Consider the following 26,022-nt stretch of genomic DNA (forward strand, 5'->3'; position numbering starts at 1 on the left):
GTCGGATAGCGACTGGACCCTGCGCTTTGCGCTGTCCTGCCTTGGATATGTCTGGACAAATTACGGCCTGTCAAGCGCTGAGGAGCGCTCTTCGGGCTTCGCTGTACTGTCTCGCGGCGTCAGCAATAATGCCTGTAAATCAGCACTTTAATGTGATTCTTTGTGTGATTCGTGTGGCCTGTGACAATTTTGTAATGTAGTTATACCAAAAAAGTCAAGTGTCGCCATTTCTGGCTTGACAGAAGGCCTCTCGGGACGAACCTTCGTAGGGGAAATCCGGAGCAGTTCGACGCAGATCGAGCGGTCCGGAGCGATGGGCTCCTTCGAGGGTGTGGAGCCAGCCCGAACGGCCACTTCGGTAGCCGCGCAACACAAAGGGATGGAACATGAGGAAAGCAGTACTGACGGCCAGCACCGCGCTATGCGGTCTCTTCGCGATCGCGACCCCGGCTCGTGCCCAGGACGCGGAGGGTGAGAGCGCCCGCCGCCCCGCGGCCCAGGTCGCGGAAATCGTCGTCACCGCACAGCGCCGCGAGGAAACCGCGCAGAGCGTGCCGATTGCGATCTCGGCCATTTCGGGCGCGGAACTCGATGCGCGCGGCGTCACCAGCACGCTCCAGGTCGTGCAGTACATCCCCAACATGATCGGCATGAACAACACCGGTCTGGGGTCCTCGAACACGTATTACATCCGCGGTATCGGCAGCACCGAATCCATCGCGACCTTCGATCCTCCGGTCGGCACCTATGTCGATGACGTCTATATTTCGCGCCAAGGCGCCAACAACTTCTCGACCTTCGACATCGACCGCATCGAGGTCCTGCGCGGGCCCCAGGGCACGCTGTTCGGCCGCAACACCACGGGCGGCGCGGTCTCGGTCCACATGGCCCAGCCCGAGTTCGATTCGATCGGCGGCTTCCTCGAGGGCGGCTACGGCACGTATGAGGCCAAGACCCTGCGCGGCTCGATCAACGTGCCGCTCAGCCCGACGTTCGCGGCCAAGGTCTCGGCCTACTGGCAGGACAGCGACGGCTATGTGAAGAACACGACGACGGGTGACCGTCTCAACGACATCGATGGCTGGGGCGCGCGCCTCGCGCTGCGCGGTGAGCTCAGCGATTCGGTGCGCTGGTCGGCCGGCTACACCCACATCGTCGATGAATCCGAGAACATCCTGAACTTCGACTGCGATCCCGCCGATCCGAGCGAATGCAGCGGGCGCTACGCCTCGAGCGGCTACACCGAGGCCTCCTCGGACGTCTTCCGTGATCTGGGCGTGACCGGCGACAAGGCCGATTACGGCCAGCACAGCAAGTCGGTGACCGACCTCATTACCTCCAAGTTCTCGGTCGACGTGGCCGACGAGGCGACGGTCGAGTTCATCACCGGCTACCTGCGCCAGAACATGGAATACGGCCTCGACTTCTACGATGGCCGCTCGGCGCCCTCGATTGCCAACCCCTATCCGGCGGTGGGCGGATATCCCTTCGGCGGCTTCACCATCCTGGGCGACATCTGGACCGACCAGATCAGCCAGGAAGTGAAGGTCAACGGTTCGCTCTTCGACGGCTTCCTCGACTACGTCGTGGGCGGCTTCTACATGAAGGAGAAGAACAACACGAACACGGCCGACATCTTCGGCCTGTCGTCCTCCTTCGCGCTGCTGCTCGACGACAAGGTCATCAAGAACTCGACAGAATCGCTGGCGGGCTATGCGCAGTTCGACGCCAACGTCACCGACCGCCTCAAGCTGACCGCAGGCATCCGCTACACCGACGAGACCAAGAAGGTGGGCGTGAACGACCTTCGCGAGGTCTGTTTCACGGGCGGTCCGGCCTGCCTCAACAACGGCAACCTCCAGGCCGCGGGCATTCCGCTCGAGCAGAAGACCAAGATCTGGACCCCGCGCTTTGCGATCAACTACCAGATCAACCCGGACGTGCTGCTCTACGCCAGCGCGACCAAGGGCTTCAAGTCGGGCGGCTGGGCCTCGCGCGCGACGCGCCCGGGTGAGTTCCTGCCCTTCGGTCCCGAACGCGTGTGGAGCTACGAGGCGGGCATCAAGTCGGAATGGTTCAACCGCATGCTGCGCGCCAACCTCACCGTCTACTGGATGGACATCTCGGACCTGCAGACCCCGGCAGGCTTCGTGCGTGACGATGGCTCGATCGCCTTCCTCACCCGCAACTTCGCGGACTACCGCAACAAGGGCGTGGAGGCCGAATTCGTCTTCGTGCCGACGCCTGGCCTCAACCTGCACCTCACCGCAGGCTACCAGGATGACAAGTACATCATCGACCGCAACGCGCCCGAAAGCGACGAATACGGTGTGCTTTCGGTCGCGGCGCAGCAGGCTGAGTGCCTCTCGGGCGTGACCTCGCGCTGCGGCGTGGGCATCGTGACCGATGCGGGCGGCATTTCGACGCCGGTGCGTACCCCGGACTGGACGCTGGCGATGGGCGGCAGCTACGAGATCCCGATGGGCGATCTCTCGCTGGTCCCCTCGGTCGATGCGACCTGGCGTTCGGCCATGGAAGTCCAGTCGGCCAACCGCACCATCTACTACGATGCCGACACCGGCACGGGCACTTACGAGGCTTCGGGCAACCGCTACGTCGTGGGTTCGCACTCGGCCGCGCAGTGGACGCTCAACGCAGGCATCGCGCTCAACGGCCCGGACAACCAGTGGCAGCTTTCGGTCAACTGCCAAAACTGCACCAACGAGGTCTTCACCGAGACCTATCTGGGCTATTCGTACATCAATCCGCCGCGCACCATCATGGGCAAGCTGCGGTACAATTTCTGATACTTTGAAACCGCAACAGGATCGTCGAGGCAAAACAATTGGCTAGTGAATTCAAGAAGGGGTGGAAGGTCGTCTTCGCCGCCCTGCTCGCAACCGCGTGTGGCGCCTCGCCGATCCCGTTCAACGTCCTGCCGCTCGTCATGGGTCCGATCCATGACGAGTTCGGCTGGGACTATACCCAGATCAGCGCCGCTACGCTGATGTGGGGTGTGCTGGGCGCCATGCTCGCGCCCGTCTATGGCGGCTTCTGCGACCGCTTCGGCGTGCGCCGGGTCGGCATCCTCTCGATGCTGGCCTTCATTCTCGTCTTCGCCTCGTTCTACTTCGTGCCCGACTGGCTGCCTGGTTGGTACATGTGGTGGGCTGCGCTGGGCCTTGTCGCCATCGGCTCGACGCCGGTGACCTGGAGCCGCGCGGTCGCGATGTGGTTCGACCGGCACCGGGGACTGGCCCTTGGCATCATGCTCCTGGGCACCAGCGCGACCGCCATGTTCGTGCCCCACTTCGTCAACTTCGCGATCAACCTGGGCGGATGGCGCGCGGCCTTTCCGGCGGCGACGGTCTTCGCGCTGTTCCTGGCGATGCCCTTCATCGTCGCCTGGTTCCGCGAGCCACGCCCGGAAGAACGTCCCGCTACGCTGGAGCAGGCGGCCGATGGCGATGTCGTGGGTCTCTCGCTGCGCCAGGCCATGCACGGCCGCCAGTTCTGGATCCTGCTGATCAGCACGCTGCTGATCTCGTTCTCCTATGGCGGCGCGCACATCCACATGGCCCAGATGGTCGAGTTGCATGGCTTTACCGCGGGCGATGCGGCGACCGTGATGAGCTGCGTGGCGCTGGGCATCCTGATCGGGCGCCTGGGCATCGGCTTCCTCTTCGACCGCTTCTGGGCGCCGGGCGTCGCGTTCCCCGCGATGCTGCTGCCCGCGATCGCCTGCTACCTGCTCATGGGCACCAGCACGAGCTTTTCGCTCATTCTCTTCGGCGGCTTCCTGATCGGTGTCGCGGCCGGGACCGAGACCGACATCGTGGCCTTCATGACCGCGCGCTATTTCGGCCTGCGCCACTACGGGCGGATCTATGGCTTCCTCTATGCCCCCTTCGGCATCGGTTCGGCCATCTCGCCCATGCTCTATGGCTATGTGCGCGACACCACCGGCAGCTACGATCTCATGCTGACCGTGGCGATCGTGCTCTTTGCCATCGGCGGCGCGGCGCTGCTGGCGCTCGGACGCTATCCGGACCGTGAACAGCTCGCCCGTTTGGATGTCTGAATTCACGTGCCTGCGCCTAGCCTCGTGACTTCATCCGAAGTTATCGAGGCGAGGCCCACGCGCATGACGACACCGACCCAGCCATCCCTGCCCAGTTCCGCGCTGATCCGGTCCACGATCTTCGTGCGCGATGTTGCGCGCTCGGCGGCCTTCTACCGGGCCATCGGCCTGTCGGAGACCTATATCGAGGCGCGCCTTGCGCACCCTTCGGCGACCGCGATCCTGGGGTTCGACGATCCGCGCCCGTTCGACATCTGCATTTTGAAGCGGCCGGGGCCGAACTACGGCATGGTCGGCCTGTTCCAGCTGGCCGATGGCACGACGCAGGAGGAACTCCCCACGCCCACCGGCCCTGCGCGCATCGGCGAGGTGGCGCTGGTCTTCTACGTCACCGATATCCTCGCCACGATGGCGCGGCTGCGCGCGCTGGGCGCGACCTGGGCGCCCGAGCCGCAGACTTTCGCGATGGAGCACCGCGCCCAGCTAGAGGTGTGCCTGCGCGATCCCGACGGGGTCTTGATCAACCTCGTCGAGACCGACCCGGCCGAGCAGGAGCGCACGCGGCCGGAACTTGATTACGCAGGCTGATCTCAGCTCTGCGGCGCGAGGTGCGCTTTGCCCGCGCGCTCGCGGCGCAGCAGGTGCAGGGCCTCGGGGCCAATGAGCGCCAGCGCGCCCAGGCACAGCGCGGCATCGATCAGCAGCGAGCCCACGGGCAGCGGCCCTGCAAAGATCACGTGGCCGATCCCGGTCAGCACCAGCATGGCGGCCAGGACCCGCCGCAAGGTCGGAGAGGGGGCCAGCGCCGGACGTAGAGCGGCAAGGATCGTGGCCAGGACCAGAGCCGACCAGAACAGCGCGGCGAAGGGCAGCTGCGGCCCGGCCAGGACGCGCAGCCAGTAGGCTCCTGTCATCAGGATCGGGCTGCCCCAGATCGTCGCCGCCCAGACCGCCTCGAGGCGGGGCGAGGGCAGACCTTTGGCGCGCCGCTTCATCAGCCACAGCGTGGTGCCGGTCGAGATGATCGCGCACAGCGCAAGGCCGAAAACAAGGTAGGCCAGTTCCACGGGAATGCCGCCATAGGTGCCAAAGTGCAGCTTGTAGACCGAGGCGGCGGCCTGCTGGCCCAGCGCGCCGTCGGCAAGGCCAAGCGCCTTCTTGAAGTTGCCCTGGCCATCGAAGAGGTAGTTCTCCCCATAGATCAGGCGGCGCGGATGCTCGGCAAGGACCGAGATCTGCTGGCCCGCCGTGGCGGTTTCCTCGATGGTGACATAACTGACGAAAAGGTCTGGGTGGTTCTGCGCCATCCACTCCAGCGCGCGGTCGGCGCGCGCGACGGGCGCAGGTGCGGGATCGTGCGCCGGGTGTTCGCCGAAGATCGGGGCAAAGGCCTCTTCCAGATTGCCGCCGTGGCGCTCTTGCGCGGCGGTGTAGAAGACAAGCTGGCCCAGACCGATGACGGCGCCGGTAAAGCCGAGCGCGGCAATGAAGGGGAGGAGCCAGACCCCGAAGCGGTTGTGCAGGTCCGCACGGGCCAACTGCGGCTGGGCGCGCAGGCGCATGCGGAAGGCATCGCGAAAGATGCGCGGGTGGGCGAGGACGCCGGTCACGACGGCCGCCACCAGCATCGCGCCGAGCGCGCCCGTCACCATGATCCCCCAGAACGCGGGCAGGTTCAGGTAGTAGTGCAAGTAGAGCACGAACTGAGTCCAGGCGTGCGCCTCGGGCCGGTCGTAGGCGCCTTGCGCATCGACATAGTTCGCGCCGTTGTCGGTGGTGACGATGGTGCGGGGCAAGCCGCGCGTGGGCATGTGGACAAAGGCATGGTCGGTGGCCTTGCCCTGGCGTTCGAGCGTGCCCTCGATCGCGCGCTGCACGGCGGCGGGCGATATCGAGGTCATTTCGGCCGCGCTGGGTTCTTCCCAGCGCTGGAGGTCCTGCTGGAACACCGCGAGCGCGCCCGAGAGGCACACCAGATAGAGCAGGGCGCCCGTGAGCAGGCCGAGCGCGGCGTGGCCCTTGAGCGCGCGGGCGACGAAGCCCTCATTCGGAGCGGCGGGATTTACAGCGTCAGCCATGGAAGTCCTCCGGCGATGGCCACGGCAAGTGCAGCCAGCAGCATGTCGGTGATGCGAATGCGGGTCAATTGCCAGCTCGCCAGAAGCGCCCAGCACAGCGGCAGGGCGAAAAGCCCGACAAGAAGTGCGTCGGCCTCGGCCATGCCCGAGAGCCAGGCCAGACGCTGCGCCCCCCAGCCCAGCGCCAGCGAGGCGACAAGATCGGCAAGGGCGATGATGAGGAAGATGCCGGTGCGCCGGGCGATGTCGGGCAGGCTTGGGCGCACCGCGCGCCGGGGCGCGGGTTCACGCGGCGCGCGGGTGCGCGCCGGCGCGGGGCTGCGCAGGGCCGCCACGGCCAGAAGACCCAGCGCGACCAGCGACGCCAGGGTGGCGCCCACCGCAAGGCCCCAGGCACCGCCGGCGGTCAGGGTCAGGACAAGCGCAAAGCCCAGCGCCGCCCAGCCCAGGGCGACCGCCGGGCGGGGGCCGTTCCAGCCCATCCGCAGGAGGACAGGGCCTCCCGCAGCGAGTACGAAGCCGGTCGACAGGAGAAACGCCGAGGCCATCAGAAGCTGACGCCGAGCGTGCCGCGCCAGGTGCGGGGCGCGTCGTAGAGCCCCTGCGCGAACTGGATGCTCTGCCAGTACTTGGCGTTGGTGAGGTTATCGAGGTTGAACCCGAGCGAGATGTTGCGGGTCAGCTGGTAGCGCGCCATCAGGTCGACCACGGCGTATTCGTCCTGGACCGCGCCATCGTTGGTGATGCGGCTCTGGTAGCGGACCGAACCGCCCAGGCGCAGCGCTTCAAGCACGGGGGGAGTGTAGACCGTGCTCAGGCGTACGGTGTGGCGCGGGATGAAGGTGCGGGCATTGATCCCGTCGTTGTCCTCGATATCGACATAGGCATAGCCGCCGGTCAGCTGGAGGCCCGGCAGGAGTTCGCCCGAGACATCGAACTCGACCCCGCGCGAGGAATTGTCGACCTGGATATAGGCGTTCTGGACGGAGTTCTCGACGAGTTCGCCGGTCGCCTCGGCCACGTTCTGCTGGTCGGTCTTGAAGACGGCGATGGCCGCGTTGAGGCGCCCGTCGAGCCATTCGCCCTTGATCCCCGCCTCGTAGGTCTTGCCCTCGAGGGGATCGAGCACCGAGCCATCGCGGCGCATGTTGATCTGCGGGTTGAAGATCGTCGCGTAGCTCGCATAGGCGCTGAGCGAGCCGGTGAGATCGACGGTCAGGCCGGCGAAGGGCAGGAAGCGCGTCTTGGCGAAATAGTTGGGGGTTCCGTAGGAATGGCCCTCGCGCTCGGTGCGCGTGACATTGCCGCCCAGGAGCAGGTGGACCGGATCGGCGAGCGAGAGGCGCAGCGTGCCGTACCCGCCGTACGTCTTGGTCGTGTAGGCGGCCTGCAGGCTGTAGGCGCCAAAGTCAGGGCGCGCGAAGGCGCCGCCGAAGGCCTCTTCGGGGGTGAGCGGAAGGTTCGTCTGCGCGGGCGCCTCGGCCTCATCCTCGCGCAGATGTGCCTCGCCGTAGTTCGCGCCCAGGACCAGATCGTGGCTGCGCCCGAACAGGGTGAAGTTGCCCGTCAGGTGCGCATCGAAGGTGGTCTCGCTGTGACGGTCGATGTAGGCGCCCGGCCAGGAGTAAAGGCCGTTGCCGTCCGCGTCCTGCGCGCCGTAGAGGTAGAAGAGTTCCGCCTCCATCGTGCGCACGCGGCGCAAGACCGAGACCTTGCCCTCCCAGCCATTGCCGAAGTCGTGGGTGATGTCACCGAACAGGTCACGGCTGATCGAATGCCAGCTGGACCAGGGCTGGGCCGTGGTGATCGAGCGGTCGTATTCGAGCATGTCGCCGTTCGCATCGAGGAAGGGAACGCCGCCCCAGGTCACGCCGGTCGGGTCGTTCTCCTGCCAGCCGTAGCCGACGGTGGCGACCGTGCTGTCCCCCAGATCGGCCGAGAGCGTGCCGTAGAGCGTCAGGCGCGAATCGTGGTAGAAATCGAGATGGCTCTCGCCGTCCTCGTAGGCACCCACGAAGCGCGCGCGTACGCCGCCGTCCTCGGTCAGGGCCATGTTCACGTCGACATCGCCGCGAACGCGGTCGAAGCGGGCGTAGGCAAGGCTGGCATGGCCGCCGGTTTCGCGGCGCGCACGCTTGCGCACATAGTTGACCGCGGCCGACGGGTTGCCGGTCAGCGAGGTCAGGCCGCTCGAGCCGCGCACGACCTCGACGCGCTCGAAGGTGGCGGTGTCGATCGCGCCGATCTGGAGGCCGGAGGGCAGCGGCTGGCCCACGCCGTCGTACTGGAAGTTGATGATGTCGAAGCCGCGCGCGTTGTAATAGGTGCGCGTCGTCTCGGCACGTTCGACATTCACGCCCGGGGTCATCAGCAGGACATCGTTGATCGTGTCGAGGTTGAAGTCCTCGATCTGCGCGCGCGAGATGACCGTGGTCGCCTGCGGCGTCTCGCGCAGCGAAAGGTCGAGGCGGGTCGAGGTCGACTGGTCGTCCACTGTGTAGTCGTCGGGGACGGCGCCGGTCACGATGATCCTGTCGGCAGGGGCGTCCTCGGCCCGGGCGCTCGTCGCGCTGAGGGCTGTAAAGGCGGCGAGCGCGCCGAAGGCACTGCTGCGCAGAAGCGTTGACCGGCCGGAGCGACGCACCTCCTTCCCGGAATGCTTCACCAGATGTGCCCCACGCATCGCGGCCATTGCTCGTATCCTTATAATGAGAATGAGTTGCATTAACGTTCTGGCCGCGAAGTAGCACGCACGGGCTCCCTGTCAAGCCATGCGGGACATTGTGGTTCGGGATGGGGAGCGCGCGCTCAGCCCCGGATGCACCCGAGCCGAAGGCGGAGGGCAGGCCGCTGTTCGGAGCTGGCGCATGCCGGCGAAGGGCGCTCGCTCAGGGGCGCAGGAATGCCGTCAGGCGTCGGGGGAGGGGCGCTCGAAAAGGGCGAGGAGTTCGACGAACTCGGCGCGGATCTGGCCGCAGATGTCGTAGGATGGGAACAGGGCGTGACGGCGGATCTGGCCCAGGCTGAAGTCCGAGAACAGCGCGCCTTCGGTCGCGGTGATGGTGCGCTGCGAGCCCACCAGCGATTGCAGCAGGCCGCGGCCGGTGCGGCCACGCAGGTAACGCAATTGGCGGCCGAAATGGGACAGGGCCGGGTCGCGGGCAACCGCAAGGAACAGTTCGTTGCGCGCTCTTTCGCGCGTGGCGCTGGAGATGCTGTCGGCGATCGCGTGGATCACGGCGTCGAGATCGGCAGAGGAGAAGCTTCGCGGGTCGAGCTTGTCGACCATCACGCTGTAGGCACCTTCAAAGGCGGCTCCGAGCAGTTCCGACTTGGTCGGGAACTTGTGGGATACCGTGCCCAGCGTCAGTTCGGCCCGGCGGGCCACCCGGCGGTGGGTGAGGTGCGGGCTCCCGCCCTCGGCCAGGACCTGCTGCGCGGCCACGACGATGCGCCGGGCCGTCTCGTCACGCTCGGGAAGAGCGGGCATCGTCTTCAGGGCGAGCGCACGGGTATGGTCACGCCATGGGGTCGGCGGTGGCGGGGTTCCCGCGAGCCAGCTGCCCAGCGTACGCGCCAGTTCGCCCAGCGCGGCCTGGTCAATGGCGCGGTGCCAGCGCATCAGGTGAAACATGCTCTCGGTATCGAAGATGCGCTTGGTGATCACGTGGCCGTGGGCCACCTGGAAGTGGGCGCAGGCCTCGCGCCAGAACTCGTACCAGAGCCGCTGCCAGGCCTGGGCCTCGCCGTGAATGAGGTGTTCGGTATCGGGGACGGAATCGCATTCGCGCCAGGCAAAGGCGAGATGGCGCTGCGCTTCGCACCACGCGTCGATCACATGCGCGAAGAAGCCGCCGAATGCTTCGGGGCAGGCGGGAAAATCGCCGATAGCCTCGAGTAGCGCGGCGCACCAGTTCTCGGCCTCATGGCGCGCGCGCTGCTGCGCGCAGACCTGTAGTTCTTCAAGCGAATCAAAATGATGGTAGATCGAGGAGACCGGCACATCGGCCCGCGCGGCGAGGCGGCGGGCCGAGATGCCCGAAGAGCCTTCAATCTGCCATTGGTTCAGGACAGCCGTGATCAGGCGGTCCTGCGTAGGGTGGGGGGAGAGTGCCAGGGTTGCCATTGCAGATCATTTTCTGCCGAATTTGTACGGCAATTGGCAAGCGTAATTTGCAGATAGCCCTAACTGTTAAGAAAGCCTTGCTTGATGCCCTCAAGCCGGGGTGTCTTCGGTGTTGCGCATCCAGTCGGCAAGCTTGGCCATGGCGTTGCGGATGGCCTCGCGCGCGGGCGCGTCGGCGATGCATTCGTCGAGCGCGCCGTTCATGCACAGCATCCACTGGTCGCGCGCGGAATTGCCGATCGGCACCTTCATGTGCCGCATGCGCATGCGGGGATGGCCCTTTTCGCTTGAATAGAGGGGCGGTCCCCCCAGCCATTCGGTGAGGTAGTTCTGGAGCATGAGGGTCGTATGGGCAAGATCGTCAGGGTGCAGCGCGCGCAAGGGCCGCGCCTCCTCCAGCGTGTCCATGCGTTCGTAGAAGCGCACGACCAGCCGGTCGATGACATCCTTGCCGCCGACGCGTTCGATGATCGGCTGGTCCTCGCCTGCGGTTTCCTCGCTCATGCGCCTTCGTCCCCGGCGGGCACGGACAGGAAGGACTCGAAGCCTTCGAAGCGGGGCGGTCCGAGGTACTTGGGCTTGCTCTCGGAGGCCTGCGAATGCGCCTTGCGGAAGGCTTCGCTCTTCGTCCACGCCTCGAAATCGGCGCGGCTGCGCCACAGCGTGTGCGAGGCATAGAGCGTGTGATCGTCCGCCGCGGCGCCGCGCAACATGTGAAAGCCCTCAAATCCGGGCACTTCGTCGAGATAGGTCGTGCGGTTTGTCCAGAGCGCTTCGAAGGCGTCTTCCTCGCCCCGCAGCACCTGGAAACGGTTCATCGCGATGAACATGAGCGTACCTCCTTGGCTGGGATCGGGCCTTACCTCATGGTGGCGGCTCCTGAAAGGGGACGCAATGTCCTCCCGCCCGCACGAGGCGCCTGCCTGCCTTCCCGGGCCGATACATAGGCAATCTTGCGATGGCACCGGCGGGCAAAGGCGTCTATGGCGCGGCCATGATCCGACTTTCCGACCTTGCCCTGCCGCTCGACCATGCGAGCGAGGACCTTGAGGCAGCCGTCATCGCGCGCCTTGGCCTGGCTGCGGGCGAACTCCAGCGCCTCGCCATCGCGCGGCGGGGCAATGACGCGCGCCGCAAGAACGCCATCAAGCTCATCTACACGCTGGACCTGCAACTGGCCGACGAGGCGGCCGTGCTCGAACGCTTCGCCGACGACCCACATGTGCGCAGGACGCCCGATACCAGCTACAAGTTCGTGACGCGGGCTCCGGCGGACTATGCAGGCCCCCGCCCGGTGGTGATCGGGGCGGGCCCGTGCGGCCTGCTTGCCGGGCTGATCCTCGCGCAGATGGGCTTCAAGCCGATCATCGTAGAGCGCGGCAAGGCCGTGCGCGAGCGCACCAAGGACACCTGGGGGCTGTGGCGCAAGTCCGTCCTCGATCCCGAAAGCAACGTCCAGTACGGCGAGGGCGGCGCAGGCACCTTCTCGGATGGCAAGCTCTATTCGCGCATCAAGGATTCGCGCCACCTGGGCCGCAAGGTCCTGACCGAGTTCGTCAAGGCCGGCGCGCCCGAGGACATCCTCACCGAGGCGCACCCCCATATCGGCACCTTCCGCCTCGTCACCATGGTGATGTCGATGCGCGAGACGATCGAGAAGCTGGGCGGGGAATACCGCTTCAGCACGCGGGTCGACGATTTCGAACTGGAGACGGGAGAGGACGGCGTCCAGAAGATCTGTGGCCTGCATCTCTCCACGGGTGAGTTCCTGCCCGCGAGCCACGTGATCCTGGCGGTTGGCCACTCCGCGCGCGACACCTTCGAGGTGCTCTACAAGGCGGGCGTTCACGTCGAGGCCAAGCCCTTTGCGATCGGTGTGCGCATCGAGCATCCGCAAGGCTGGATCGACACCGCGCGCTATGGGCCCAACGCGGGCAACAAGATCCTGGGCGCGGCGGCCTATGCGCTTTCGCACAAGTGCTCGAACGGGCGCACGGTCTACTCGTTCTGCATGTGCCCGGGCGGGCGCGTGGTGGCCGCGACCTCGGAAGAGGGGCGCGTGGTGACCAACGGCATGAGCCAGTACTCGCGCGCGGAATTCAACGCCAATTCGGGTCTCGTCGTCGACATCAGCCCCGAGCGGGACTTTCCCGGCGATGTGCTGGCAGGCGTGGCGCTGCAGCGGCGTCTGGAAGAACTGGCGTTCAAGGCGGGGGGCTCGAACTACAAGGCGCCGGGGCAGAAGCTGGGCGACTTCCTCGAAGGCAAACCCTCGAGCGAGTTCGGCGTCGTGACCCCGAGCTATCAGCCCGGTGTCCACCTGACCGACCTGGCCGAGTGCCTTCCCGATTTCGTGATCGAGGCGATCCGCGAGGCACTGCCGGTCTTCGGGCGCCAGGTGCCGGGCTATGACCACCCCGATGTCGTCCTGACCGGGGTCGAGACGCGCACCTCCTCGCCCGTGCGCATCACGCGCGGGCGCGACTTCAACAGCCTCAACACGCGCGGGCTTTACCCGGCAGGTGAGGGCGCGGGCTATGCAGGGGGCATCCTCTCGGCCGCGGTCGATGGTATCCGCGTCGCCGAGGCGCTCGCGCTCGACCTTGTCGGGGCGGCGGAGACGGCCACCTCGTGAGCGATACCTACGATGCGATAATCCTGGGCGCAGGCGCGGCAGGTCTGTTCTGCGCGCGCGTTGCCGCCTTGCGCGGGCGCCGCGTGCTCGTGCTCGACCATGCCGAGAAGCCGGGCAAGAAGATCCTGATCTCGGGCGGCGGGCGCTGCAACTTCACCAATATCGACACGCTTCCAGAGCGTTACCTCTCGAACAACGCGCACTTTGCGAAGTCGGCGCTGAGCCGCTTCACCCCGCGCGATTTCCTTGACCTAGTCGAGGCGCACGGGATTGGCTGGCATGAGAAGACGCTGGGCCAGCTGTTCTGCGATGGCAGCGCGAAGCAGATCGTCGAGATGCTGCTGGAGGAATGCGCCAAGGGCGATGTCACGGTCCACTGCGGCGATGCCGTGGCCAGCGTCGAACGCGGCGAAGAGGGCTACACGGTACGATACGGCGCGGCGCAGGCGCATGCCCCGTCGCTGGTGATTGCGACGGGCGGCCCCTCGATCCCCAAGATGGGGGCGACAGGCTTTGCCTATGATCTGGCGCGCCAGTTCGGCCTCAAGGTCGTCCAGCCGCGCCCCGCGCTGGTGCCGCTGACGCTTCCAGCCGACGAGGCGCTGTTCCGCGAGCTTTCGGGCGTTGCGACCGAGGTCGTCGTGACCTGCGGCAAGACCGCCTTTCGCGAGGCGGCCCTGTTCACGCACCGGGGGCTGTCAGGTCCCGCCATTCTCCAGATTTCCAGTTACTGGCAGCGCGGGGATACGGTCCATATCGACTTCCTGCCCGGGCAGGAGCGCGGCTGGCTCAAGGCCGCCAAGCGCGCGCGGCCCAAAGTTGCCTTGCGCAAGGTGCTGGGCGAGGCGCTGCCCGACCGCCTGGCGCAGGCGCTGGCCGAGCGGTTGGCGCTGACCAACGAGCTTGGCAACTTGTCCGACAAGGCCCTGGACACGGCCGAAGCGCAGCTTGCGCGCTGGCCTTTTGTTCCCGACGGATCGGAAGGCTTTGCCAAGGCGGAAGTGACCGCGGGCGGGATCGACACCGCGGGACTTTCGTCCAAGACGATGGAGGCGCGCAAGGTCCCCGGGCTCTACGCCATCGGCGAGGCGGTCGATGTTACCGGGTGGCTGGGCGGCTACAATTTCCAGTGGGCCTGGGCGAGCGGGTTTGCGGCCGGTGAGGCGATCTGAGCGGCTTCAGCGCGTGTAGAGTGCGGGAAATTCGCGCTTGAGCCTGGCCACCTTGGGCTTGTCCCAGCGCACGATATACGCGTTGCGCGGGTTCTTGCGGGCAAAGTCCTGGTGGACGTCCTCGGCCTTGTAGAAGGCTCCCTGTTCCAGCTTCGTGGCGATCTTGCGCCCGAACGTGCCCGCGCTGTCGAGCTGGGCGATATAGCTGCGTGCCATCTGGCGCTGGAGCGGGGTCTGGGGAAAGATCGCCGAGCGATAGCTGCGCCCGACATCGGGTGTCTGGCGGTTGAGCTGCGTGGGGTCGTGGGCGACGGCAAAGAAGACGTGGAGGAGCTGGCCATAGCGCACCTCCTCGGGGTCGTAGACGATGCGCACGGCTTCGGCGTGCCCGGTCTTCTCGCTGGCGACGCGGCGGTAGTTGGCGTCCGCGCGGGTTCCTCCGGCATAGCCCGAGGTGACCGTGCGCACGCCTTTCACATGTTCGAATACGGCTTCCACGCCCCAGAAGCAGCCGCCCGCGAAGACCGCGGTCTGGAGGCCGCTGGGGACCGGGCCAGCCTCACGCGGTGGGGGCGGCAGGTCCTGCGCGGTGGCGCTGGAGCGGAAGGTGAAGACGGCCGCTCCGGCAAGGGCGAGCAGGCAGGTCGCGGGCAGCGCGAGCGAGAGCGCATAGGGGCGTGCCTCGCGGGGGGCTCCCCTTCCGGCGGTCTCGGCGATGGTGTCACGTCCACTCTCCCGCTTGCGGCCGCGTGCCGCGGCTGTGGAGAGGGAACGTGGAAACGGCTCGCTGCGTTCCCGACAGGTGTTCCGGCGGCTAGGGGTGGCCCCGGATCCTCGCCCCGGATCCTTGGGCCAGATCAGAGCGCGCGCAGGATCGCCTCGCGGGTGGCGGGGTCGCCCTCCCAGTCGAGTGCCGCCGCCAGCAGCGCTATCGCGACATCGCATCGGGGCGCATCCTCGCCCTCGTTCTGAAGGGCCTCGCGCACGGCCGCGTCGGGCAGGCCCGTGCGCGCAATGATCGCGTCGATAAGAGTGCCTGGAATGGGAACCGAGGTATCTTCCTCGCCCGGGTCCTCGACCGGGAGCGGGGTCTCGGCAAGGCGCGCGGCAGCGGCCCGTTCGCGCGCCCGCAGCGGCTCGGGAAACGCCGACGCCTGTTCGGGCAACTGCCCGTCGTGGAGCAGCGCGAGGCAGGTGGCAGGGGCCATTTCGCGGGCGGCGCGCAACTGGTCGAGGCGCAGGCGCATGGCCGCCTCGCGGGCTTCTGCGCGAAGGGTGTGGCCCTTGGCGTGTGTTGCCGCGCGCACGAGGTTGACGGCCGCGCGGGTGGCCCCCTCGGCACCGTCCCCGCTGTCCAGGCTGGCGCGCACTTGCGCGACAATGCGCCGGGCCAGTTCCGCGTCGCGGTCCCAGAGCCAGGCCAGGTCATGCCCCCGCCCCAGGCTCTCGGCCACCGCGTTCTCGATGTATTCGCCAAAGAGCGTGGGCCCCGGACCGTCCTCGGCAAGTTCGATCCGGCTGCCATCGGGCAGCTCGTAGCCCGGGGTGCCGAAGGGCCAGGACAGGCCCAGGAGATTGGCCAGAAGCGCGAGCCAGCACAGGCCCAGGACCACGCGCGGCCAGATCACCGGACGGTTCCACGAGGCGACCCGGCGTGGGTCCAGTTCGTCTTCCAGATGCGCGAAATTCGCGCGCAGGCCCGAAAGCACGAACTGCACGTCATCGCGCGAGGCACGCAGCCAGCGGAAAGGGCCGGCGGGCCCCTTGCGGTTCAGCTCACGCCAGGCGGCGTGGTAGCGGTGTCCGGGGTCTTCCACGCGCGCCCGGAATCGCGCTCCGCGAAGGCGCGCGCCGATGAAGCGCACGGCGGGGCGGGCATCGAAGCGGTGCCACTCCTCGTGCCAGCCGAACGCCTGGGTTGCCGTTTCGAGCAGCGGAGCCGAGCGTGGCCAGTGGGTGGCAAGAAGGTCCGCCAGCCAGTCTTCCACCTGCTCCTGCCGGTCGATCCCTTCCGAACGGGCTTCGCCGATCGCGGCCTGCAGCGCGCGCACCGCGACGATGCGTTCGGCCTCGGCCAGTTCGGGATCCTCGCTTTCGGTCAGCACAGCCTCGAGCCGTTCGCAGGCCGTCTGTCCCGGGATCAGACCCAGCGCGGCCTCGATCTCGCCGTATCCGGACAGGGTGGGCGCGGCGAGGCTCTGGTGGGGGCCAAGCTCCAGCGTGGCGGCAATCGGCGTGTCGGCGGGGGCATCGGGAAAGATCGTCTCGAAGCAGGGACGCCCGGGGGCAGGCTCGGGGACCTGCGGCGCGGTGCGGACAGAGCCCTCGCCGAGCGGGCGCAGCAGGCGCGGGGCGGCCAGCGGCCAGAACCCGGAGCTGGACGTGGAGGCGGCCTCGTCCTCGGGCACTGCATCCTCATCGTCTTCGGGCAGGTCGCGCAAGACCGGCGGGGAAACGGCGTTTGACGGAGCCTCCCTGGCCAGGGCCAGCGCCTGGTCACGCGCGCTGCGAAGGCGGGCGTAGCCCTCGACCTCGGCGTCGATGTCCATGGCCTTGACGGCGGCGGCATAGGCCTTGCGGATCGCCGCGCGGTCGCTGGTCGGGGCGATGCCCAGCGCCGACCAGGGGAAGGTCTCGCTCATAGTGGGGCGCTGCCTTCGATGGCGTCGAGCTGCGCGCTGAGGCGCTCCCTGGCCTCGGCGATGAGGCGAGGCTCCTGGGTGTCGAGGATCCCGGTGAACCGGGTGATCGCGCGGCCCAGGTTCTGGCGGACAGGCCCGATATGGTCTTCGTAGCAGCGCTCGGCGCGCGCGAGGAGCGCCATGTTGGCCGCATCCTCGCGGGGATGGAACTTCAGCGCGGCCAGCGCCTCGCGCCGGGCGGCCAGGCTCTCGGGACCCTCGCGGTCTTCCTCATCCAGCAGGACGAGGTTGTGGCGGCTGTCGTCGAGCGGGATGTGCAGGTCGACTTCGAGAAGTCCCGAACTGTCGTAGGAAAAGCGCACGTCGACATCGACTTCGCCCGCCGGGCGCGCGGGCACGGGAATGCGGATTTCGCCCAGGCGAATGTTGCGCGCGACCTCGCGCGCTTCGCCCTGGTAGATGCCGAACTCGATCTGCTTCTGCCCGTCCGACAAGGTGGAGTAGGACTGCACGCGGCTGACGGGTACGGGCGTATTTCGCTCGATGATGGGGGAGAACAGGCCCTTCTGGAGCCCACCATGGGGGCTGGGCTCGGCGACTTCGACACCCAGCGTGTAGGGACAGACGTCGGTGATGCGCACTTCGTCGAGCGCGGCATCGCGTGCGGCCAGGCCCGCCTGGATCGCCGCGCCGAGTGCTACCGCGTGGTCGGGGTGGACGGCGGCGTTGGGGAAACGGCCAAAGAGGCGGGTGATTGCCTTGCGCACGGCGGGCATGCGGGTGGCCCCGCCCACGAGCACGATCTCGGAGAGGTCGTGGGCGGCGATGTCGCTGTCGCGGAGCGCACGCACGATGGGATCGCGCAGCCGATCGAGGAGCGGCGCGCAGGCCGCTTCGAATTCGTCCTGTCCGACCGTGACGGAGAGCTGCGTCTCGCCATCGAGCGTGACGGTGAAATCGGCCTCGACGGCGCTGGAAAGGGCCTTGCGGCAGCGCTCGGCGGCGCGGGCAAGGAGCGCCTCGCGCCGTGTTTCGGGAAGCGCGGCAAGGCGGCCTTCGGGATCGAGGCGCTGGGCGGTGAGCGCGATCAGCGCGCGGTCGAAGTCATCGCCGCCCAGGCGGTTGTCGCCCGCCGAGGCGCGGACCTCGACGATGCCCTCGAACATCTCGACAATGGAGACATCGAAGGTGCTGCCCCCCAGGTCGAAGACCAGGAACGGCTCGCGGTCGCCCTTGGCCTGAAGGCCGAAGGCGAGCGCGGCGGCGGTCGGTTCATTGATCAGGCGGCGCACGGTGAGCCCGGCCAGCTCGCCCGCCTGGCGCGTGGCCTTGCGCTGGCGATCGTTGAAGTAGGCGGGCACGGTGATGACCGCCTCGGTGGGGCGGGTGCCGGTCTCGGCAGCGATATTCTCAACAAGCGCGCGCAGGACCAGCGCGGAGAGGTCTTCGGCCCGGAATTCGCGGCCGGCAAGGTGGAACAGGGTGTTCGTGCCCATGGCGCGCTTGAAGCTGGTGGCGGTGTCGGCGGGGTGGGCCGCGCGGCGGTCGCGCGCGGGCGTCCCGACCCAGGTCGTGCCCGAGGCGTCACAGCTTACCGCGGACGGGGTCAGGAGCGCGCCATCGGCGCTCGCCGGGATCAGCCGGGCGGCTCCCTCCTGCCAGATCGCCGCCGCGCTGTTGGTCGTCCCAAGGTCAATCCCGATCAGCATGCGACGTCGAACATGGGTCTTGGCAATTCCTGCTCATGGGGTCCGTGCGCCGTTGGTCCTGACCGGGAGCGGCGCCTACTCGGCGCTGTCTAGCGTGGGGCGCCCGGCACCGGAAGGCATGGTCTGCGCTTGTGGGCGAGATTACCGCGAAGCGATGCCGGGAAGACACGCCGCCATCGCAGCGCGGCCGGAAAATGGCACTTTGGGACTTGCCTACCAAACTAACGCGTAGAATCCCGGAGGATGAGCGTCGGGGCCATGACCTCGCTTGGCGCCGCTTGGCCCGCGATCCGTGCCTTGAGCTTTTCGACCATGAGGTGCGCGCCGGTCTGGATTTCCTGGCGCAGGGTGGAAAGCGGCGGGAAGGTCTGCGCGGCGAGCGGGAGGTCGTCGAAGCCGATCACCTGCACCTCGGCGGGAACCTGGTGCCCGTTCTCGAACAGGACGCGCAGGGCCGACATCGCGATGAGATCCGAAGCGGCGACGATGCCGTCGAATTCGATACCGCTACCATAACCGAGCGCGGAAGAGACTTCCTCAAAGACCTGTTCGTGGGCCATGTGGACCGGGAGGTGGGTAACGGTGAGGCCGGCTGCGCGCGCAGCGGCCAGCGTGCCTTCGAAGCGCTTTGCGATCTCGATGCCGACCGTGCTGCCCAGGTACGCAAGGCGACGCGCGCCGCTCTTGATCAGGTGCTCGGCGGCGAGGCGCCCCCCCTCGAAGTTGTCGCTGCCCACCGAGCAGTGGATCTGCCCTTCGCGGTGATGGCCCCAGACGACCATCGCCGGGTAGTGGCGGGCCACCCGCTCGATCGTCTCGAACTGGTTGGACTGGCCGATCACGATGACCCCATCGACCATGCCCGAACCGGTCATGCGCTCCAGCCAGTCGCTTGTCTGGTCGGGGATCGCGCGGCTGAGCATGAGATCGTAGCCGCTCTCGGTCAGTTCGTCGGCAAGGGCGCCCAGCAGAGTCAGGAAGAAGGGGTCCGAAATATGCTGGCGCTTGTCGTGCCCCAGGGGAATGACCACCCCGATGACGCCGGTGCGGCGCGAGCGCAGCTTGCTGGCCATCTGGTTGGGCCGGAACCCGTGCTTGCGGGCCAGCGCCTGGATCCGCTCGCGGGTCTCGGCATTGACCAGCGCCTTGCCGGCAAGGGCCCGCGACACCGTGCCCGCCGAAACGCCCGCCAGGCGAGCGAGGTCGGCAAGAGTGCGCACCTCGATCTCTTCTGTGAGGGCGAGTTCGGAAGAATCCGCCTCGGCCTCGTTCCTCAATTTTTCCACCATCGTGGGCATTTGTAGCACCCTATTGGTCAGTCGGATAGATACGCGAGGCTATTTCTTGCGATTCTGTCGCAAAAAGGCGGAAACGCTGGGGTTCCCTGACAGAAAAATGGTCAAGCCCCCGGTCATCATGATGAATCCTGCCATTACAATCGCTTGCGATGGGTCACTGCCCAGCAGGTGACGGTAGAGCAGGGGCATGGTCACGGTTTCGGCGAGCATGGGCACCACGATGAAGAGGTTGAACAGGCCCATGTAGATGCCGATCCGGTGCGCTGGCAGGCAACGCGCGAGCAGGGCATGGTTGTTGCCCATGAGGGCGGCCCAGCCGATCCCGATGCCGACCATGGCCAGCGCCAGCGAGGTCACCGATCCCGCCCGGGCCAGAAGGAGCATGGAAAGGCCGCTCAGGGCAAGGCAGGTCGCATGGACCGTGCGGATCGGCCAGCGCCGCAGGAGGGGGATCAGGGCGAGCGCGGCGACAAAGGCGATGGCATTGTAAAGCGTGCCCAGCTGCTGGGTCAGCAGGATCGCCTCGCGGTAGGCATCCGAAGCCGGGTCGTGGGTGCCCAGGAGGCGGCGCGCGATGGTATCGAGCCAGAACTGCCAGAACACGAACATCGCGTACCACTGGCACAGCATGGGGAGCGCCAGGCGGCGCATGGGCGCGGGCATGGTGCGCAGCGCCGTCCAGATTTCGGCAAGGAGCGGACGGCGGGGCAGGCGGACCAGCGCCTCACGTTCGCTGGGGGAGAGGCTGGGTTCGGGCACGCGCAGCAGCGAGTAGAGGATCGTGGAGAGCGTGATCACCGCGCCGGCACCAAAGGCGATGCGCACGGTCAGCGGCACGCCGTTGGCATCGACAAGCCGGTGGTCGATGAGCGTGGCGAGCGCCCAGGGCAGGAGGTAGGCTAGCGTCTGCGCGGCACCGGTGAAGGCGCTCTGGACGAGAAAGCCGCGCGGCAGCTGGTCGGGTGGCAGACGGTCCGCCACGGTCGCGCGGTAGGGTTCGAGCACCAGATTGTTGGCCGTGTCGAGCACCCAGAGCAGGGCGACTGCGACCCACAGCGCAGGGGCCAGCGGCATGGCAACCAGGCTGGCCGCGGCGAGCACGCTGCCCGCCGCAAGGAAGGGCGTGCGCCGCCCGAAGCGTGAGGTGGTCCGGTCGCTGAGCGCGCCGACGAGCGGCTGGACGAGCATTCCGGTCATGGGGCCCGCGATCCACAGAAGCGGGAGTTCGCTTTCCTCGGCGCCGAGGCTGCGGAAGATGGGTGAGGTGTTGGCGACCAGCAGGCCGAAACTCAGTTGCAGGCCGAAGAAGCCCAGGTTCAGTTCGACAATCCGCGCCAGCGACAGGCGGCGCTTTCCTTCCAGCGCCGTCACCGCTTCGGCAACCGCGCTGCCGTGCGATCTCACGGGCCTTTGAAACTGTTTGACCGGCCCGTGTGGTGGCCCTGCCCGCATTTTGCTTCCCCTCGCGGCCTGTGCGATGGATACAATCGTTATTGCCTACCAAGGTCTGGTGCGGGCGAGGCTCCGTACACCTACGTGTTTGGCTCCGATTACGAGCCAACTTGGGGGAGCGGCGGAGCGGTTCGGGAAGGAAGAGGCGCGTGCACAGGTTGGCGGGAATCGAGTTGGGCGGGACCAAGACGGTCGTGGTGCTCGGGCAGGCGGGACGGATCGACGAGCGTGTCGAATTCGCGACCCGCGATCCTGAAACCACTCTGGAAGAGGCGCTTGAGGTTCTGTCCGGCTGGCAAGGCACGCGGGCGCTCGATGCGCTCGGGATCGCGAGTTTCGGCCCGATCCGTCTCGATGCGCGCGCCACCGATTTCGGATGCATGCTGGCAACCCCCAAGCCGGGGTGGAGCGGGGCGGAGGTGCGCGCGCCCTTTGCGAAGGAGCTGGGCTGCCCGGTCGGGCTTGATACCGATGTGAACGGCGCGGCGCTGGGCGAATACCGGCATGGGGCGGGCAAGGGCTGTACCAGCCTTGTCTATGTGACCATCGGCACCGGCATCGGGGGCGGCGTGCTGGTCGAAGGTCACCCGGTCCACGGCAGCCTGCATCCCGAATTGGGGCATTTGCGCCTGCGTCGGGCGCGTGGGGACGGTTTTGCGGGCGCCTGCCGTTTTCACGGGGACTGCGTGGAGGGGCTGCTGAGCGGGCCTGCGCTCGCTGCGCGCCTGGGCTGCCATCCGGGGGAAGTGCCCGCGCACGATCCGCGCTGGGAGGTGATCGCGCAGGATCTTGCCGAACTGCTCGTCCACCTGCTGCTGACACTGGCGCCGCAGCGGATCATCGTGGGGGGAGGCGTCTCCCATCGCCAGCGGCATCTGTTGGCGCGCGCGATCGACCACGTGCCGCATCTGCTGGGCGGCTATCTGGAGGATGCCACGCCCGCCGTTCTGGCACAGCGGATCGTGCTGCCGACGCTGGGGGACGATGCGGGGCCGACAGGGGCCTTGGAAATCGCGGCCCGGGCGCTTGCGCAGCGGCCCGGGCACGCGGTTTAGGTCACGTTCGTTCTCAGAGTGAGCCGATGGCGAGGAAGCGTTCCTCGCGCTGGCGCACGAGCGCCTCGGTGCCGAGCTTGGACAGCTTGGCGAGTTCCTTCTCGATCGCGGTGGCCAGAGCCTTGGCGGTCTTGGCCGGATCGCGGTGGGCGCCGCCCAGCGGTTCCTCGACGATGCCGTCGATGACCTTGAGTTCGAGGAGGTCCTGCGCCGTCACCTTCATTGCGGTGGCGGCGTCGGCGGCCTTTTCGGGCGTGCGCCACAGGATCGAGGAGGCGCCCTCGGGCGAAATCACCGAGTAGACCGAATGCTCGAGCATGAGCACCTTGTTGGCCGCGGCAATCGCGACCGCGCCGCCCGAGCCACCTTCGCCGACGATGGCCGCGACCATCGGCACGCCGAGCGCGAGGCAGGCTTCGGTCGAGCGGGCGATGGCTTCGGCCTGGCCGCGTTCCTCGGCCTCGATGCCGGGGAAGGCGCCTGCGGTGTCGACAAGCGTGACGACCGGCAGGCCGAACTTGGAGGCCATCTCCATCAGGCGGATCGCCTTGCGGTAGCCTTCGGGCTTGGCCATGCCGAAGTTGTGCTTGACGCGGCTCGCCGTGTCGTTGCCCTTTTCGTGGCCGATGAGCATGACGCGCTGCCCGTTGAGGCGAGCAAAGCCGCCCAGGATCGCGCAATCCTCGCCATAGAGGCGGTCCCCGCCCAGCGGCACGAAGTCGGTGAAGGCCATCTCCACGTAGTCGACGAAGTGCGGGCGCAGCGGGTGGCGGGCGACCTGGGTCTTCTGCCAGGGCGTCAGCTTGCCGTAGGTGGAGGCGAGCATGGCCTCGCTCTTGGCCGCGAGCTTGGCGATCTCGGCCTCGATGTCGATGTCGCTGCTGCCGTCCTGGGTCGCGCGCAGCTCGGCCACGCGGGTGTCCAGTTCGGCAATCGGCTTCTCGAAGTCCAGGTAGGATTTCATCGGTTTGGTCATGCTTTCGCTTAGCCGGCGCGCTTGGCCAGCCACTCCTCGAGCCACTTGATGGTGTATTCGCCCTCGTTGAACTCGGGGTCCTCCACCAGGGCCTGGTGCAGCGGGATCGAGGTCTTGGGGCCTTCGATCACCATTTCGCCCAGCGCGCGCTTGAGGCGCATGATCGCGCCCGCGCGGCTGCGACCCGACACGATAAGCTTGCCGATCATCGAATCGTAGTAGGGCGGGATCGAATAGCCGGCGTAGAGCCCGCTATCGACGCGTACGTTCATGCCGCCTGCGGCGTGGTAGTTCGAGACCTTGCCGGGCGAAGGCGTGAAGTTCCAGGGATCTTCCGCGTTGATGCGGCACTCGATGGCGTGGCCCTTGAACTCGATCGCGTCCTGCGTGAACGAGAGCGCCTGGCCATCGGCGATGCGGATCTGCTCGCGCACCAGGTCGACGCCGGTGATCGCCTCGGTCACGGGGTGTTCCACCTGGAGACGGGTGTTCATCTCGATGAAGTAGAACTCGCCCTTTTCCCACAGGAACTCGATCGTGCCCGCGCCGCGGTAGCCCATGTCGGCCATCGCCTTGGAGACGATACCGCCCATGCGGTCGCGCTCTTCGGGGGTGATGACGGGCGAGGGAGCTTCCTCGAGCACCTTCTGGTGGCGGCGCTGGAGCGAGCAGTCGCGCTCGCCCAGATGGACCGCATTGCCCTCGCCGTCGCCGAACACCTGGAACTCGATATGGCGCGGATTGCCGAGGTACTTTTCCATGTACACGGTCGCATCGCCGAAGGCGGCGGCCGCTTCCGAGCGGGCCTGGCCCATCTGGCTCTGCAGTTCCTCGGCCGAATTCACGACCTTCATGCCGCGGCCACCGCCGCCCGAGGCAGCCTTGATGATGACCGGGTAGCCGATTTCCGCGGCCAGCTTGCGCGCCTCGTCGAAGTCCTCGATCGCGCCGTCCGAGCCGGGCACCAGCGGCAGGCCCAGGGCCCCTGCGGTGCGCTTGGCCTCGACCTTGTCGCCCATCGTGCGGATGTGCTCGGGCTTGGGGCCGACCCACTTGATGCCGTGGCTTTCCACGATTTCGGCGAAACGGGCGTCTCCGAAAGGAAGCCGTAGCCGGGGTGGATCGCGTCGGCATCGGTGATCTCGGCGGCCGAGATGATCGCGGCGACGTTCAGGTAGCTGTCCTTGGCGGCGGGCGGACCGATGCACACGGCATGGTCGGCAAGGCGGACATGCATGGCATCGGCGTCGGCGGTGGAGTGCACCGCGACGGTCTCGATGCCCATTTCCTGGGCGGCGCGGTGGATGCGAAGCGCAATCTCGCCGCGGTTGGCAATCAGGAGGCGTTTAATGGCCATGGAAACGCTCTACCTCAGCCGATCACCACGAGCGGCTGGTCGAATTCGACCGGCTGCTGGTTGTCGACGAGGATCGCCTTGATCGTGCCCGACTTGGGCGCGGTGATCTGGTTCATGACCTTCATCGCCTCGACGATGAGGAGGACGTCGCCTTCCTTGACCGACTGACGACCGAGATGAAGGGCGCAGCGCCCGGCTCGGCCGACATGTAGGCGGTGCCAACCATCGGCGACTTGACCGCATCGACGGGGGCTTCGGGTGCCGGTGCGGGCGCGGCGGCTGCGGCCGGTGCGGCAGGAGCTGCGGGTGCCTCGGCGGGATAGCCCACCGGGGGGAGCGTCGCGCTCATCTGCTGGATCATCTGGCGGCTGACGCGGATCTTGCGTTCACCGTCCTCCACCTCGATTTCCGAGAGGCCGGTTTCCGCAAGGAGCTCTGCAAGCTCGCGGACAAGGGCGCTGTCGATATTCACTGGGCTTCCTTTCGTTCAAGGTATCCGAGGAGCTGTGCCAGCGTGCCTTTGAGGTCCTTGCGGTGCACCACCATGTCGACCATGCCGTGGTCGTGGAGGTATTCCGCGCGCTGGAAGCCGTCGGGAAGTTTTTCGCGGATCGTGTCCTGGATGACGCGCTGGCCGGCAAAGCCGATGAGGGCGCCGGGCTCGGCGATCTGGACGTCGCCGAGCATCGCGTAGCTCGCGGTCACGCCGCCGGTGGTGGGGTCGGTCAGGATGACGATGTAGGGGAGGCCCGCAGCCGCAAGACGGCGCGTGGCGACCGTGGTCTTGGGCATCTGCATGAGCGAGAGGATACCCTCCTGCATGCGCGCGCCGCCGGCCGCGGTGCAGATGATGTAACCGCACTTCTGGGCAATCGCCTTCTCGACGCCCGCGACAAAAGCCTCGCCCACGGCCATGCCCATCGAGCCGCCCATGAACTTGAAGTCCTGGACGCCGAGCACGGCCTTGTGGCCTTCGATCGTGCCGAAGGCGTTGGTCAGCGCGTCGGGATAGGGATTGGCCGCACGGGCGGCCTTGAGGCGGTCCGAGTACTTCTTGGTGTCGCGGAAGTTCAGCGGGTTCTCTTCCACCTCGGGCGTGGGCAGGACCGAGAAGCCGGCGTCGAGGATCTGCTCGAAGCGGGCCTTGGCGGTGATGCGCCCGTGGTGCTCGCAGCGCGGGCACACCGAGAGGTTGGCCTCGAACTCCTGGGTGAAGAGCATCTCGCCGCAGCTCGGGCACTTGATCCAGAGGTTGTCGGGGGTGTCACGCTTGTTCAGGCTCGAAAGCGAATTGCGGACCTTGCTCAGCCAACTCATGTAGGGTTCAACCAATCTCTTGCGAAAAATCTTTGTCCGGTCGGGTGGGAAACGCCGCCGCGAATGCGGGTAATGCCATATCTTAATCCGCGGGGCATGCCCATCGACCCTTTATCTGGCGCGC

The 26,022-nt window shown here is 67.1% G+C and carries 19 protein-coding genes and 2 pseudogenes; 6 read left to right on the forward strand and 15 right to left on the reverse strand.

Annotated features, from left to right (window positions below; all coding sequences use genetic code 11):
- The first annotated feature begins 386 nt into the window (after positions 1-386).
- The 3 genes from MBENS4_RS14435 to MBENS4_RS14445 all read left to right on the forward strand — a co-directional run bounded on the left by MBENS4_RS14435 (position 387) and on the right by MBENS4_RS14445 (position 4,669).
- Entirely contained in the window at positions 387-2,807 is a 2,421-nt protein-coding gene (locus MBENS4_RS14435) for a TonB-dependent receptor (RefSeq protein WP_039392595.1), read from the forward strand.
- Positions 2,808-2,845: 38 nt separating this feature from the next.
- The gene (locus tag MBENS4_RS14440; protein ID WP_199904420.1) at positions 2,846-4,081 is read left to right on the forward strand and encodes an MFS transporter; all 1,236 of its coding nucleotides are present in this window, start codon (positions 2,846-2,848) and stop codon (positions 4,079-4,081) included.
- 63 nt (positions 4,082-4,144) lie between these two features.
- Entirely contained in the window at positions 4,145-4,669 is a 525-nt protein-coding gene (locus MBENS4_RS14445) for a VOC family protein (RefSeq protein ID WP_039392596.1), read from the forward strand.
- A gap of 2 nt (positions 4,670-4,671) precedes the next feature.
- On the opposite strand, the gene MBENS4_RS14450 is transcribed toward MBENS4_RS14445, so the two are convergent.
- The 6 genes from MBENS4_RS14450 to MBENS4_RS14475 form a co-directional block, all read right to left on the reverse strand.
- Entirely contained in the window at positions 4,672-6,159 is a 1,488-nt protein-coding gene (locus MBENS4_RS14450; RefSeq protein ID WP_039392597.1) for a PepSY-associated TM helix domain-containing protein, read from the reverse strand.
- Positions 6,144-6,707, reverse strand: a complete 564-nt coding sequence (locus MBENS4_RS14455; RefSeq protein WP_039392598.1) for a hypothetical protein — start codon at positions 6,705-6,707, stop codon at positions 6,144-6,146. The genes MBENS4_RS14450 and MBENS4_RS14455 overlap by 16 nt, the downstream gene beginning before the upstream one ends.
- A complete protein-coding gene (locus MBENS4_RS14460) occupies positions 6,707-8,851 on the reverse strand; it encodes a TonB-dependent siderophore receptor (RefSeq protein ID WP_052322406.1) in 2,145 nt (714 codons plus the stop codon). The genes MBENS4_RS14455 and MBENS4_RS14460 overlap by 1 nt, the downstream gene beginning before the upstream one ends.
- A gap of 216 nt (positions 8,852-9,067) precedes the next feature.
- On the reverse strand, positions 9,068-10,285 hold the full coding sequence (locus tag MBENS4_RS14465; RefSeq protein WP_052322407.1) for a TetR family transcriptional regulator: 1,218 nt from the start codon (positions 10,283-10,285) through the stop codon (positions 9,068-9,070).
- Between the two features lie 90 nt (positions 10,286-10,375).
- Entirely contained in the window at positions 10,376-10,789 is a 414-nt protein-coding gene (locus MBENS4_RS14470; RefSeq protein WP_084592167.1) for a group II truncated hemoglobin, read from the reverse strand.
- Positions 10,786-11,115 (reverse strand): antibiotic biosynthesis monooxygenase family protein, encoded by a 330-nt coding sequence (locus tag MBENS4_RS14475; RefSeq protein ID WP_039392599.1) that lies wholly within the window; start codon positions 11,113-11,115, stop codon positions 10,786-10,788. Before MBENS4_RS14475 ends, MBENS4_RS14470 begins: the two co-directional genes overlap by 4 nt.
- A 164-nt stretch (positions 11,116-11,279) precedes the next feature.
- Between MBENS4_RS14475 and MBENS4_RS14480 the strand changes: the two genes are divergently transcribed.
- Together MBENS4_RS14480 and MBENS4_RS14485 are read left to right on the forward strand one after the other, a co-directional pair.
- Positions 11,280-12,920: an NAD(P)/FAD-dependent oxidoreductase gene (locus MBENS4_RS14480; RefSeq protein WP_039394923.1), complete on the forward strand. Its 1,641-nt coding sequence runs from the start codon at positions 11,280-11,282 to the stop codon at positions 12,918-12,920.
- On the forward strand, positions 12,917-14,092 hold the full coding sequence (locus MBENS4_RS14485) for a BaiN/RdsA family NAD(P)/FAD-dependent oxidoreductase (protein WP_039392600.1): 1,176 nt from the start codon (positions 12,917-12,919) through the stop codon (positions 14,090-14,092). The genes MBENS4_RS14480 and MBENS4_RS14485 overlap by 4 nt, the downstream gene beginning before the upstream one ends.
- A 6-nt stretch (positions 14,093-14,098) precedes the next feature.
- On the opposite strand, the gene msrA is transcribed toward MBENS4_RS14485, so the two are convergent.
- The 5 genes from msrA to MBENS4_RS14510 all read right to left on the reverse strand — a co-directional run bounded on the left by msrA (position 14,099) and on the right by MBENS4_RS14510 (position 21,145).
- A complete protein-coding gene (gene msrA / locus MBENS4_RS26745; RefSeq protein WP_039394926.1) occupies positions 14,099-14,746 on the reverse strand; it encodes a peptide-methionine (S)-S-oxide reductase MsrA in 648 nt (215 codons plus the stop codon).
- A gap of 203 nt (positions 14,747-14,949) precedes the next feature.
- On the reverse strand, positions 14,950-16,734 hold the full coding sequence (locus MBENS4_RS14495; RefSeq protein ID WP_039392602.1) for a hypothetical protein: 1,785 nt from the start codon (positions 16,732-16,734) through the stop codon (positions 14,950-14,952).
- Positions 16,731-18,443, reverse strand: coding sequence for an Hsp70 family protein (locus tag MBENS4_RS14500; RefSeq protein WP_039392603.1), 1,713 nt, complete (start codon positions 18,441-18,443; stop codon positions 16,731-16,733). Before MBENS4_RS14500 ends, MBENS4_RS14495 begins: the two co-directional genes overlap by 4 nt.
- Before the next feature lie 221 nt (positions 18,444-18,664).
- Complete coding sequence (locus MBENS4_RS14505) at positions 18,665-19,732, reverse strand: LacI family DNA-binding transcriptional regulator (protein WP_084592292.1); 1,068 nt, start codon at positions 19,730-19,732, stop codon at positions 18,665-18,667.
- Positions 19,733-19,780: 48 nt separating this feature from the next.
- On the reverse strand, positions 19,781-21,145 hold the full coding sequence (locus MBENS4_RS14510; protein WP_242404957.1) for an MFS transporter: 1,365 nt from the start codon (positions 21,143-21,145) through the stop codon (positions 19,781-19,783).
- 197 nt (positions 21,146-21,342) lie between these two features.
- On the opposite strand from MBENS4_RS14510, the gene MBENS4_RS14515 reads away from it, so the two are divergent.
- On the forward strand, positions 21,343-22,248 hold the full coding sequence (locus tag MBENS4_RS14515; protein ID WP_039392604.1) for an ROK family protein: 906 nt from the start codon (positions 21,343-21,345) through the stop codon (positions 22,246-22,248).
- 13 nt (positions 22,249-22,261) lie between these two features.
- Here MBENS4_RS14515 and MBENS4_RS14520 read toward each other — a convergent pair whose 3' ends face one another.
- The 4 genes and pseudogenes from MBENS4_RS14520 to accD all read right to left on the reverse strand — a co-directional run bounded on the left by MBENS4_RS14520 (position 22,262) and on the right by accD (position 25,898).
- Positions 22,262-23,212 (reverse strand): acetyl-CoA carboxylase carboxyltransferase subunit alpha, encoded by a 951-nt coding sequence (locus tag MBENS4_RS14520; RefSeq protein WP_039392605.1) that lies wholly within the window; start codon positions 23,210-23,212, stop codon positions 22,262-22,264.
- A gap of 20 nt (positions 23,213-23,232) precedes the next feature.
- Positions 23,233-24,581: pseudogene (gene accC / locus MBENS4_RS14525) on the reverse strand (acetyl-CoA carboxylase biotin carboxylase subunit).
- Positions 24,582-24,595: 14 nt separating this feature from the next.
- Positions 24,596-25,053, reverse strand: a pseudogene (gene accB, locus MBENS4_RS14530) (acetyl-CoA carboxylase biotin carboxyl carrier protein).
- Positions 25,050-25,898, reverse strand: a complete 849-nt coding sequence (gene accD / locus MBENS4_RS14535) for an acetyl-CoA carboxylase, carboxyltransferase subunit beta (RefSeq protein WP_039392607.1) — start codon at positions 25,896-25,898, stop codon at positions 25,050-25,052. Before accD ends, accB begins: the two are co-directional and overlap by 4 nt.
- Between the last annotated feature and the right edge of the window lie 124 nt (positions 25,899-26,022).

The sequence above is a fragment of the Novosphingobium sp. MBES04 genome (assembly GCF_000813185.1).
Lineage (GTDB): Bacteria > Pseudomonadota > Alphaproteobacteria > Sphingomonadales > Sphingomonadaceae > Novosphingobium > Novosphingobium decolorationis.

Excerpts from the sequence above, each read along its gene's own strand:
- MBENS4_RS14435 (WP_039392595.1), top strand. The coding sequence starts at position 387 with ATGAGGAAAGCAGTACTGACGGCCAGCACCGCGCTATGCGGTCTCTTC.
- MBENS4_RS14495 (WP_039392602.1), bottom strand. The coding sequence starts at position 16,734 with ATGAGCGAGACCTTCCCCTGGTCGGCGCTGGGCATCGCCCCGACCAGC.
- MBENS4_RS14445 (WP_039392596.1), top strand. The coding sequence starts at position 4,145 with ATGACGACACCGACCCAGCCATCCCTGCCCAGTTCCGCGCTGATCCGG.
- accD (WP_039392607.1), bottom strand. The coding sequence starts at position 25,898 with ATGAGTTGGCTGAGCAAGGTCCGCAATTCGCTTTCGAGCCTGAACAAG.
- MBENS4_RS14480 (WP_039394923.1), top strand. The coding sequence starts at position 11,280 with ATGATCCGACTTTCCGACCTTGCCCTGCCGCTCGACCATGCGAGCGAG.
- MBENS4_RS14470 (WP_084592167.1), bottom strand. The coding sequence starts at position 10,789 with ATGAGCGAGGAAACCGCAGGCGAGGACCAGCCGATCATCGAACGCGTC.
- MBENS4_RS14520 (WP_039392605.1), bottom strand. The coding sequence starts at position 23,212 with ATGAAATCCTACCTGGACTTCGAGAAGCCGATTGCCGAACTGGACACC.
- MBENS4_RS14475 (WP_039392599.1), bottom strand. The coding sequence starts at position 11,115 with ATGTTCATCGCGATGAACCGTTTCCAGGTGCTGCGGGGCGAGGAAGAC.
- MBENS4_RS14500 (WP_039392603.1), bottom strand. The coding sequence starts at position 18,443 with ATGCTGATCGGGATTGACCTTGGGACGACCAACAGCGCGGCGGCGATC.
- MBENS4_RS14465 (WP_052322407.1), bottom strand. The coding sequence starts at position 10,285 with ATGGCAACCCTGGCACTCTCCCCCCACCCTACGCAGGACCGCCTGATC.
- MBENS4_RS14505 (WP_084592292.1), bottom strand. The coding sequence starts at position 19,732 with ATGGTGGAAAAATTGAGGAACGAGGCCGAGGCGGATTCTTCCGAACTC.
- MBENS4_RS14450 (WP_039392597.1), bottom strand. The coding sequence starts at position 6,159 with ATGGCTGACGCTGTAAATCCCGCCGCTCCGAATGAGGGCTTCGTCGCC.
- MBENS4_RS14455 (WP_039392598.1), bottom strand. The coding sequence starts at position 6,707 with ATGGCCTCGGCGTTTCTCCTGTCGACCGGCTTCGTACTCGCTGCGGGA.
- MBENS4_RS14460 (WP_052322406.1), bottom strand. The coding sequence starts at position 8,851 with ATGGCCGCGATGCGTGGGGCACATCTGGTGAAGCATTCCGGGAAGGAG.